Annotated in this window: 1 protein-coding gene; it reads left to right on the forward strand. The window is 57.4% G+C overall.

Annotation, left to right across the window (positions count from 1 at the left end; translation table 11 throughout):
* The coding region (locus DY926_RS13070) for a DDE-type integrase/transposase/recombinase (RefSeq protein ID WP_148707790.1) at positions 1-291 on the forward strand (291 nt) is incomplete at both ends.

Genomic DNA, 291 nt, shown 5'->3' on the forward strand with positions numbered 1-291 from the left:
CACGCGCAAGGTGCTGTCCTGGCGTCTGTCGAACACGATGGACGCGGAGTTCTGTATTGAGGCACTCCGGGATGCGCTGATGCGTTACGGCACCCCGGAGATTTTCAACACGGACCAGGGCTCACAATTCACGACGCCCCGTTTTACCGGTATCCTGGAAGAACGTCAGATCCGCATTAGCATGGACGGGCGTGGGCGCTGGCTGGACAACGTGTTCATCGAGCGTCTGTGGCGGTCGTTGAAATACGAATGTGTCTACCTGCACGCATTTGAGACCGGATCAGAACTTCG

The sequence above is a fragment of the Komagataeibacter melaceti genome, assembly GCF_003403295.1.
Lineage (GTDB): Bacteria > Pseudomonadota > Alphaproteobacteria > Acetobacterales > Acetobacteraceae > Komagataeibacter > Komagataeibacter melaceti.